Origin of the sequence: Candidatus Ancaeobacter aquaticus, assembly GCA_030765405.1 — a bacterium.
In the GTDB taxonomy this organism is placed as follows: Bacteria; Auribacterota; Ancaeobacteria; order Ancaeobacterales; family Ancaeobacteraceae; genus Ancaeobacter; species Ancaeobacter aquaticus.
Genome location: JAVCCP010000052.1, coordinates 41,771 through 51,137, shown reverse-complemented (window position 1 = coordinate 51,137; position 9,367 = coordinate 41,771). Strand labels below are relative to the sequence as shown.

Annotated in this window: 11 protein-coding genes; all 11 read left to right on the top strand. The window is 32.8% G+C overall.

Going from position 1 to position 9,367, the window contains the following annotated elements; genetic code table 11:
• Nucleotides 1–272 precede the first annotated feature (272 nt).
• Nucleotides 273–596: a nucleotidyltransferase domain-containing protein gene (locus P9M13_06995; GenBank protein MDP8263032.1), complete on the top strand. Its 324-nt coding sequence runs from the start codon at nt 273–275 to the stop codon at nt 594–596.
• Between the two features lie 78 nt (nt 597–674).
• Complete coding sequence (locus P9M13_06990) at nt 675–1,673, top strand: ketoacyl-ACP synthase III (protein MDP8263031.1); 999 nt, start codon at nt 675–677, stop codon at nt 1,671–1,673.
• A 16-nt stretch (nt 1,674–1,689) separates the two neighbouring features.
• A complete protein-coding gene (locus tag P9M13_06985; protein ID MDP8263030.1) occupies nt 1,690–1,929 on the top strand; it encodes an acyl carrier protein in 240 nt (79 codons plus the stop codon).
• Nucleotides 1,930–1,946: 17 nt separating this feature from the next.
• Entirely contained in the window at nt 1,947–2,711 is a 765-nt protein-coding gene (locus P9M13_06980; GenBank protein MDP8263029.1) for an SDR family oxidoreductase, read from the top strand.
• Between the two features lie 355 nt (nt 2,712–3,066).
• Entirely contained in the window at nt 3,067–4,125 is a 1,059-nt protein-coding gene (locus P9M13_06975) for a hypothetical protein (GenBank protein ID MDP8263028.1), read from the top strand.
• A gap of 10 nt (nt 4,126–4,135) precedes the next feature.
• Nucleotides 4,136–5,110 (top strand): polysaccharide deacetylase family protein, encoded by a 975-nt coding sequence (locus P9M13_06970; protein ID MDP8263027.1) that lies wholly within the window; start codon nt 4,136–4,138, stop codon nt 5,108–5,110.
• Between the two features lie 222 nt (nt 5,111–5,332).
• Entirely contained in the window at nt 5,333–6,073 is a 741-nt protein-coding gene (truA, locus tag P9M13_06965; protein MDP8263026.1) for a tRNA pseudouridine(38-40) synthase TruA, read from the top strand.
• A 100-nt stretch (nt 6,074–6,173) separates the two neighbouring features.
• On the top strand, nt 6,174–6,548 hold the full coding sequence (locus P9M13_06960) for a MarR family EPS-associated transcriptional regulator (protein MDP8263025.1): 375 nt from the start codon (nt 6,174–6,176) through the stop codon (nt 6,546–6,548).
• Between the two features lie 15 nt (nt 6,549–6,563).
• Complete coding sequence (locus tag P9M13_06955) at nt 6,564–7,565, top strand: NAD-dependent 4,6-dehydratase LegB (protein ID MDP8263024.1); 1,002 nt, start codon at nt 6,564–6,566, stop codon at nt 7,563–7,565.
• Complete coding sequence (locus P9M13_06950; protein MDP8263023.1) at nt 7,544–8,728, top strand: LegC family aminotransferase; 1,185 nt, start codon at nt 7,544–7,546, stop codon at nt 8,726–8,728. Before P9M13_06955 ends, P9M13_06950 begins: the two co-directional genes overlap by 22 nt.
• 2 nt (nt 8,729–8,730) lie before the next feature.
• On the top strand, nt 8,731–9,366 hold the full coding sequence (locus P9M13_06945) for an acetyltransferase (protein ID MDP8263022.1): 636 nt from the start codon (nt 8,731–8,733) through the stop codon (nt 9,364–9,366).
• Nucleotide 9,367 lies beyond the last annotated feature (1 nt).

The window sequence follows — 9,367 nt, the reverse complement described above, 5'->3', positions numbered from 1 at the left end:
GCCGTATCCGCAGCTACATATCAACCGCAAAAAAGAACTCTGTTAATCCCATTGGAGTTCTCTCTGATGCCATTGCCGACAAACCCTTTATGCCAATACTATACAGGGTACCTGAGTAGTTACGAAAAAAAGAAGCAAAAAAAGAAAGAGAAACCACTACTACTATTATATCTTAACTTTCTTTAAAACTGGTCTTGACATTGGGGAGCCCCTTAAATATCATGTTGTATGATGTCTAAAATACAGACAAAAAATTTAAATAGGTTTAGATTATGAATAATAAAGAAATAATTAATGAAATAACTGAGAAGATAAAAGAGAATTTTCATCCGCAAAAGGTTATTCTTTTCGGTTCATATGCATGGGGAAATCCTGCCGAAGACAGTGATTTTGTTCTATTTCTTATTATGGAATCAGATTTGAGAAGAGATAAAAGATCTCGCCAAGTACAGAAAATATTTTCCGACCGGATATTTCCTATGGATATAATTGTTTATACTCCAAGTGAAGTAAAAGAATGTTTAGAAAAAGATAGCCCTTTTATTAAAGAGATTTTGAATAAAGAAGTGACACTTTATGTCCAAGAAACGTATTAAAAAAATTAAGTTATACAAAAAATAAAATACATAATCTTTAAAATTCGTATAAAATAAAATAGTAAAAAGGAATTTATTATGGGAGCAAAAATAACCAATATAGAATATTATTTACCAGAAAAAATTATTACTAATGATCAATTAGCCAAACAATTTCCCGACTGGTCCTCGGAAAAAATTAAAAAAAAGGTAGGTATAAGAGAGAGACATATCGTAAAAGAAGATGAAACTGCTTTAGATTTAGCCTTTAAGGCAGCAGATAAAATTTTAACAAATTATGATAAAAGCAAAATAGATTTATTAATGCTATGTACCCAAAGCCCGGATTATTTTCTGCCTTCTAGCTCCTGTATTCTACAAGATAAACTTGGTCTTAGAACAAACATAGGAGCTTTTGATTATAATTTAGGATGTTCTGGTTTTGTCTATGGACTTGCCTTGGGAAAATCTCTGATAACATCAAAGGTTGCTAAAAACATTTTATTAATTACTTCCGAAACTTATAACAAACATATTCATCCCAAGGATAAAGGAAATAGAACTATCTTTGGTGACGCTGCAGCAGCTACTATTATTGAGAAATCAGAAGAAGAACATATAGGTGAATTTGTTTTAGGTACCGATGGAAGTGGATATAAAAATCTTATTGTGCCCAATGGCGGATTAAGAAAAAGATATGATCCTAATGCTAAGGAGATTGATGATGGTTCAGGTAGCATCCGGACAGACAATGATATATATATGAATGGACCAGAAATATTTAATTTTACTATTAAGGCTGTTCCCAAAGTAGTGTCTGAAACATTAGAAAAAAATAATACTAACTTAGATGATTTAGATTATGTAATCTTTCACCAAGCCAATAAATACATGAATGAATATCTGAGAAAAAAAATAAACATTCCCAAAGACAAGTTCTATTTAAATTTATTACATACTGGCAATACTGTTTCTGCCACTATACCCATAGCCATTAAAGATGCGTTAGATAATAAATTAATTAAAAGGGAAGATAAGGTTCTTTTAGTGGGTTTTGGTGTAGGATATTCCTGGGGAGGAACAATAATTAAAACATAAAAAGGAGTAAGATATAATGAAAGTAGATAATTTTATGGATGAATTAAAAGAAGCTTTAGAAATAGAAGATGAAGATCAAGAAATTACTTTAGAGACTAATTTAAAAGAGTTAGAAGAATATGACTCTTTAAGTGTATTATCTATTATTGCTATGATTGATAAGAATTTTAGTAAACAGATACCATCTAGCGATTTTATTAAAATAACAACAATTAAAAGTTTAATAGATTTAATAGGGAAAGAGCATTTTGAATAAAGAGAACTATTTTAATTGTGGTGAATCCTATCTTTAACTTAAAAAATAAAAATATTATTATTACTGGTGCTTCTTCGGGTATTGGAAGGCAATGTGCTATAACTTTAAGCCAATTAGGAGCTAATGTAATTTTAATTGCCCGCAATAAGGAAAGACTTAAAGATATTTTTAATAAATTAAAAAAGGGAAATCATCTGATTCTTTCTCAAGATATTACAGAATATGCTAAATTAGAAGAAGTTGTAAATACTGCTGTGGATAAAATAGGCAGAATATCTGGTTTTGTTCATTCTGCAGGGACAGAAGTGACCTTACCATTAAGGAGTATGAAACCCTCTTATTATGAAGAGATATTTTCGGTAAATGTAATCGCAGGATTTGAATTAGCTAAAATTATTTCTAAGAAAAAATATATAAACAAAGAAGGAGCAAGTTTTGTATTTATATCATCAGTTATGGGGATTTTAGGACAGTCAGGAAAAATTGCTTATTGCAGCTCAAAAGGAGCATTAACCTCAGGCGTAAAGGCAATGGCACTGGAGTTGGCACCCAAAAACATAAAGGTGAATTGTGTACTTCCAGGAGTGGTGGAAACAGAGATGTCAAATAAAATGTTTGAGAATCTTTCAGAGGAATCCAAGAAATTAATTATAAATATGCATCCTTTGGGTTTAGGTAAAACAGAGGACATAGCAAGTGCTTGTGCATTTTTGTTGTCCGATGCTGCAAAATGGATAATTGGTATTAATTTAATTGTAGATGGGGGATATAGTGCAAGATAAGTAAATTACAATAAATATCAGAAGTATTGTAATTTATTGATTATAAGAAAGGCATAATTATGGAAATAAATAATTATCAGTCTAAATACGTTGAAAAAATAATTATAGTATAGATATAAAAAAAGAGGAGCGAAATTTATTTCTTTGATTCTTCAACTTTCTTGATAATTCCAACAGCAAAAATAGGAGAAGGCGTAGTTATATGTCCATATTGTTTAATAAGCGATAATGTTCGATTAGATGATTTTATCATGAGGAATGCTTATGCATCTTATGGGCATGATGTTAAAGTTGGAAAATATGGTATCTTATCACCAACAGTATAGTGAAAGGTTAAAGAAGATAAGGAGTTTTCATGGGGGGCTCATTGGAAAATTATAGTATACACATTTGTTTAGAAACTGAATTGTTAGAACTTCAACGATTTATAAAAGATCACTGGAAAAGCAATCATGCTCTAACGACAAGTAAAAAATTAATGGATTGGCAACACTACGATGAGGAAAATCAACTTTATAATTTTGTTATCGCTAAACATCTTAAGACAAATGAAATTCACGGAATTTTAGGTTTTATCCCAACATGCCATTTTGATAAATCAATCCAGAATATTGATCTGTGGCTTGCTATTTGGATGATCAGAGATGATATTAAACATTCAGGATTGGGACTATTATTATTGAGTTTTTTAGCCTCTAATAAACAGCCTTGTTCTATTTCTGCGTTTGGTTTAAACCCTAGAGTCATACGAATTTATAAATACATGGGTTATAAAGTAGGAATTTTGAATCACTGGTATCTTGTCAATAAGCAGATAACTGATTTTTATTTGATTGGTAATTTTCATGGGCAATATCATAGTGGGCTAACGATGGAAAATGAAAAGAAATTGATTCAATACAGAAAATCAGATTTTCTTCAATTATCGGGAGAATTTAAAAACTTTATACCAAATACTCAGATACCAGAAAAGTCCCTTGGTTATCTTTATCATCGATATTATTGCCATCCAATATATAACTACCATGTATATGGGATAAAGAGCCAAGGTTCTATCGTTGGAATATTAGTTTTTAGGTTATCTTCTCACGATTCATATCATGCGTTGAGAATAGTTGATTATTTTGGTAATGCTGAGGGATTATTCGGAATGTTTGGCGAGTTTCAAAGATTATTACAGCACTATAATGCTGAGTATATTGATTTTTACAATATTGGGATTAAAGAGATAAACCTGACTACTAGTGGATTTATTAAAAGAGACTCAACCAGTGAGGTTATTATACCGAATTATTTTGAGCCATTTGAGAAGAAAAATATCGATTTAGACTACGCTTATAAATGTGACAATGATTTCAACTTTTGTATTTTTAAAGGTGATTCTGACCAAGATCGACCGAATTTAATTTTATGAGGAGGCCGAGATGAAACAAATTACAATTGTGATGTATCATTTTGTTAGAGAATTGCAATACACAAGATATCCTAAAATCAAGGGGCTACTGACAAGTCAATTTAAGGAACAGCTTGCATATATGGAGAAATACTATCAATTTGTTACGATTGAAGATTGTATTGATGCTATTTATTATGAAAATATGAAGAGTTTTCCATCTAATGCAATTTTATTAACATTCGATGATGCTTATATTGATCATTTTGTAACAGTATTTCCGCTTTTAGAGGAAAAAGGCATTCAAGGATGTTTTTTTCCACCTGCAAAAGCAATCCTTAAAAATGAAGTTCTTGATGTCAATAAAATACATTTCATACTTGCCTCAGTTTCAAATATCGATGATCTTCTTCATGATGTATATAATTACCTTGATCAATATAGATCAGAATACTCTCTTGAAAGCAATGATTATTATTTTTCCAAGCTTGCTCAAGTAGATCGGTTTGATTCGAAGGATATTATTTTTATTAAACGCCTATTACAAGTTGAATTAAAAGTAAAATTAAGAAATATAATTGTAGATAAATTATTCAATAAATATGTTACTAATGACGAAGGTGCATTTTCAAGAGAGTTATATATGAATATTAATCAATTAAAATGTATGTCTCGTAATGGAATGTATATAGGAAGCCATGGATATGACCATTACTGGTTAAATACTTTATCACCTGAGAAACAAGAACAGGAAATAGACCTGTCTCTTGAGTTTCTAAAGGAAGTAGGCTCATCGACTGATAATTGGGTGATGTGTTATCCATATGGTGCGTGTAATAGTTCATTAATTGATATATTAAGAAAAAAACATTGTAAATTTGCTCTGACCACAAAAGTTGATATTGCCAATTTGAACAAAGATAACGCATTTACTTTGGAACGGCTGGACACAAATGATCTTCCAAAAGTAGAAAACGCGAGAACTAACTTGTGGACAAAAAAGTAAACATCCTCTAATAATTAAGTGCCTGGCACTATAAAATATTGACAAAACGTTTGTTACAGTGTTTAAATCCTGGAAGACCAAAAAAGAAGTTTTTTAAAGAGACTTTACCACTCCAGATAAATTGTTGACCAAAAGTATATATATCTAAAAATAGTTATGACCAATTTTTGATATATATTAGTTATTGCTGACACCAAAGATACGTAAAAAGATATTGCACCTATGAGAAATCTAAAACTTACAATTGAATATGATGGGACACACCACTGTGGCTGGCAAATACAGCCAAAAGATCGCACGGTCATGCAGGAAATCCAGCGGGCAATAAAGAAGCTTACCAAAGAAACCCCAAAAATAGAGTATTCAAGCAGAACTGATAGCGGTGTCCATGCCTATGGACAAGCGATAAGTTTTAAAACAAAATCAAGACTACCCCTAAAAAACATTCAAATGGGTTTAAATTCTTATTTACCCGACGATACACGAGTAGTAAAAGCAGAAGAAGCAAAAATAGACTTTAATGCCCGTTTTGATGCGAAGGCAAAGCATTACCGATATATCATAAGTGATACCCAAATTGCTCCCGCTATACATAGGGACTACATGTATCATTTTAAGCTTTGCCGGCTAAATGAACGAAAAATGCTATCTGCAGTCAAATATATGGTAGGAACACATGATTTTTCCTCATTTAGCGCTGATAGCGGCGAAGATCAGGGCTCTCCTATAAAGAAGATCATATATCTCAAGATAAAGAGAAAAGGGGATATTATTACTATTGATATCAAAGGAAGCGGCTTTCTCTATAAAATGGTAAGAAGCATTGTTGGAGCACTTATTGAAGTAGGGAGAGGTAAGATTACCCCAAACGATATAAAGAAGCTTTTAGAACTCAAAAAACGGTCTATGACCGTTCCTACAGCACCATCTCAAGGGCTCTATTTAGTGAAAGTTTTCTATTAAATTAATAATCTGTTCATTTATTGAACAAATCTATTGACCTATCTTACCCCCCTATGCAATAATGTCTGTTCACTTGTTGAACGAACAAATATTGGACAATATGGAAAACGAAAAAAACAGCATATTAAACAGTGAAGAAGCATATTCGATAATTAAAGATATCGAGCTAAATCCCGAGATCACCCAGCGCTTTCTTGCCCAAAAACATAAGATAAGTCTTGGTAAAACCAATTTTATCTTAAAAGCTCTTATCGATAAGGGCATAATCAAAGCCACCAATTTCAAAAACTCTAATAATAAAATAGCATATATGTATGTTCTAACTCCTGAGGGCATTAAGACGAAAACTGTTTTGGCTGCTAATTTTATTAAAAGAAAAGTTACAGAATATGAGAGGTTGAAGATCGAGATAGAAACGTTAAAAAATGAAGTAGAGAATAATGAATCTAATAAGTATGAAACAATACTTCAATAAGAGGATATTTATTGTATGGATACACTAAAAAATAAGAAAGTATTAATCACTGGTGCTGATGGCTTTATTGGAAGTCATCTCGTAGAGTCACTTATTGATCAAGGATGCAAGGTTAAAGCATTTGTTTTTTATAATTCTTTTAGCTCATGGGGATGGCTCGATACGTTACATAAGGAAAAGTTAGCAAATATTGAGATATTTGCAGGGGACATCAGAGATCCTAACGGAGTAAGAAATGCGGTGAAAGGTGTCGATATTGTATTTCATTTAGCAGCGTTAATAGGCATTCCTTTTTCGTATCATTCTCCGGATGTGTACATTGATACGAATGTTAAAGGTACATTGAATATCTTACAGGCATGTAGAGACTATAATGTTGAACGTGTTTTAGTTACATCTACATCAGAAGTATATGGGACTTCACAGTACGTACCAATGGATGAAAAACATCCACTGCAAGGACAGTCACCATATTCTGCATCAAAAATTGGTGCTGATAAAATTGCTGAGTCATTTTATTGTTCATTTGATCTTCCTGTAGTAACTGTACGACCTTTTAATACATATGGGCCACGTCAATCTGCAAGGGCAGTTATACCGACAATAATAACTCAATTACTTAATGGCCAAAAAGAGATAAAACTAGGGGCGGTATCTCCTACGCGTGATCTTAATTATGTGACAGATACATGCTACGGATATATTGCACTGAGTACCTGTAAAAATGCAATCGGTAAAGTAGTCAACATTGGGTCAGGAAAAGAAATTAGTATAGGAGAGCTCGCACTTCTTATAGGTAGATTAATAAATGTTGAACCAACAATTATTACTGATAATTCTAGAATAAGACCTGAGAAGAGTGAAGTCGAACGATTACTGTGCTCAAATGCTTTGATAACAGAGTTAACTGGATGGGTTCCAGAGGTATCTTTAGAAGACGGCATACAAAAAACTATCGAGTGGTTTAAAGATAAGAATAATATAAGCAGGTATAAATGGAACATGTACAATATTTAAAGGAAAATATGCAAAAACGATCTATACCTTTATCCGAACCTGTTATATCAGGGAATGAATGGAAGTATGTAAAGGATTGCCTTGATACTGGTTGGGTATCTTCTGTAGGTAAGTACGTTGATCTGTTTGAAAATAATATTGCATCATATTGTGGTGCACAGCATGGTATTGCGACTGTTAATGGAACCTCAGCACTACATATATCTTTATTAGTATGTGGCGTTAAACAAGGCGATGAAGTAATTGTTCCGACACTTACTTTTGTTGCACCGGTCAATGCCGTTAAGTATTGTAATGCAGAGCCGGTTTTTATGGACTGTGATCCTAACACTTTATGTATGGATATAAATAAAGTTACTGATTTTTTGCGTAATGAGTGCGAAAAAAGGACAGATGGCTTTACCTATAACAAGAAAACACAAAGAAGAATAAAAGCAATAGCTCCTGTACATATATTTGGTCATCCTGTTGATATGGATCCTTTGATGGTTATTGCTAAAGAACATAATATTTCTGTTATTGAGGATGCAACAGAAAGTCTGGGATCAAAGTATAAAGATAAAAAAACTGGATCGATAGGTGACATTGGGTGTTTTTCATTTAATGGCAATAAGATCATAACTGCTGGTGGGGGAGGTATGATCGTAACGAATGATGATGAAAAGGCACATCATGCAAAACACCTAACAACACAGGCTAAAAGCGATTCTCTTACATCTGATCATGACCAGATTGGATACAATTATCGATTAACTAATATCCAGGCAGCTATGGGTATAGCTCAACTTGAGAAATTGGATGACATCGTTGAAGTAAAACGGAAAAATGCAATGCTCTATAAGGAACTGTTATCAGATTCTGATGTTATAGAAGTTTTATGCGAAAAAACTTGGTCGTTGAGTAATTTTTGGCTTAACACAATTAAGGTGGGACAAAAACATAAAAGACCGCTTTTGGACTATTTGATACAGAATGATATTCATGCGAGACCTATATGGAAATTAATCCATACTCTTCCTATGTATAAAAGTAATGAATCGTATAACATAACTAATGCACTAGAGGTCTCTGAACAGTGTATCAATCTGCCTTCAAGCGTTGGGATAAAAAATGAAGATATTGAGTATGTAACTAAAACTATTAAAAAATACCTGAGTAATTAACTATGAGTGCACAAGAAAAAATTATAATTGTTGGCGGCGGAGGGCATGCAAAAGTGCTCATCGAATTAATTAAGGCACAAGCTATTTATGAAATTGCGGGTGTTATCGATCCTCAAAAAGAAGTTGGCTCTGAGGTATGCGGTGTTAATGTCTTGGGTGGAGACGATATCGTTTCTGACCAATATGTAAAAGGAATTAAAAATGCTTGTGTCGCGGTGGGTACAGTTAGAAATAATGATCATAAAAGAAGTGATTTATTTGAGAATCTTAAAAAACAAGGGTTTTTGATGCCAGCATTAATTCATCCGTCATCACATGTGTCGCAATCAGCGCATATAGCTGAAGGAGTTCAAATAATGACGGGTGTGATAGTGCAGTCTGATTCGTTCATATCCGAAAATTGTATAGTAAATACTGGGGCGATTATTGAGCACGATTGCATAGTTAAAAAAGATACCCATATAGCTCCAGGAGCAACTATCTGTGGGGGGTGTGAAGTAGGTAAAGGATCGTTTATAGGTGCAGGGGCTATAGTGATACAGAGTATTCGCGTTGGAAAGAATTCACTTATAGGTGCAGGTGCCGTTGTGGCTAAAGATGTTCCTGATAATTTTGTGATAAAAGGGGAGTACAGGTAAG

What these genes read in the sequence shown, in the direction of transcription:
- P9M13_06995 (MDP8263032.1), top strand. Translation starts at nt 273, where the DNA reads ATGAATAATAAAGAAATAATTAATGAAATAACTGAGAAGATAAAAGAG.
- P9M13_06990 (MDP8263031.1), top strand. Translation starts at nt 675, where the DNA reads ATGGGAGCAAAAATAACCAATATAGAATATTATTTACCAGAAAAAATT.
- P9M13_06985 (MDP8263030.1), top strand. Translation starts at nt 1,690, where the DNA reads ATGAAAGTAGATAATTTTATGGATGAATTAAAAGAAGCTTTAGAAATA.
- P9M13_06975 (MDP8263028.1), top strand. Translation starts at nt 3,067, where the DNA reads ATGGGGGGCTCATTGGAAAATTATAGTATACACATTTGTTTAGAAACT.
- P9M13_06970 (MDP8263027.1), top strand. Translation starts at nt 4,136, where the DNA reads ATGAAACAAATTACAATTGTGATGTATCATTTTGTTAGAGAATTGCAA.
- truA (MDP8263026.1), top strand. Translation starts at nt 5,333, where the DNA reads ATGAGAAATCTAAAACTTACAATTGAATATGATGGGACACACCACTGT.
- P9M13_06960 (MDP8263025.1), top strand. Translation starts at nt 6,174, where the DNA reads ATGGAAAACGAAAAAAACAGCATATTAAACAGTGAAGAAGCATATTCG.
- P9M13_06955 (MDP8263024.1), top strand. Translation starts at nt 6,564, where the DNA reads ATGGATACACTAAAAAATAAGAAAGTATTAATCACTGGTGCTGATGGC.
- P9M13_06950 (MDP8263023.1), top strand. Translation starts at nt 7,544, where the DNA reads ATGGAACATGTACAATATTTAAAGGAAAATATGCAAAAACGATCTATA.
- P9M13_06945 (MDP8263022.1), top strand. Translation starts at nt 8,731, where the DNA reads ATGAGTGCACAAGAAAAAATTATAATTGTTGGCGGCGGAGGGCATGCA.